Annotated in this window: 1 protein-coding gene; it reads left to right on the forward strand. The window is 39.3% G+C overall.

The genetic code is table 11. The features are described 5' to 3' along the window. Positions 1–229 (forward strand): PspC domain-containing protein (locus AAEY68_RS21810; RefSeq protein ID WP_350586913.1); only part of this gene is annotated, 229 nt, incomplete at both ends.

A 229-nucleotide genomic window follows, 5' to 3' on the forward strand; every position in this document is an offset into this window, starting at 1 on the left:
CGATTATTTTAATATGGAATTATGGTTAGTTCGTATTATATTTGTTAGTGCGGTATTACTAACTGGCGGCCCTTTATTTGTGGTAGCGTATATTGCAGCCTGGTTTATTTTAGATAAAAAAGAACCCACTAGCGCCTATAAAACAAATTCAACTAACTATGGCGATCCGCTAGAAGTGAAATTTAAAGTATGGCAAAAAGGCGAGCCACCGCGCCGCGCATTGCAAGAC

This window comes from Pseudoalteromonas sp. RB2-MNA-CIBAN-0110, assembly GCF_040309305.1.
In the GTDB taxonomy this organism is placed as follows: domain Bacteria; phylum Pseudomonadota; class Gammaproteobacteria; order Enterobacterales; family Alteromonadaceae; genus Pseudoalteromonas; species Pseudoalteromonas arctica.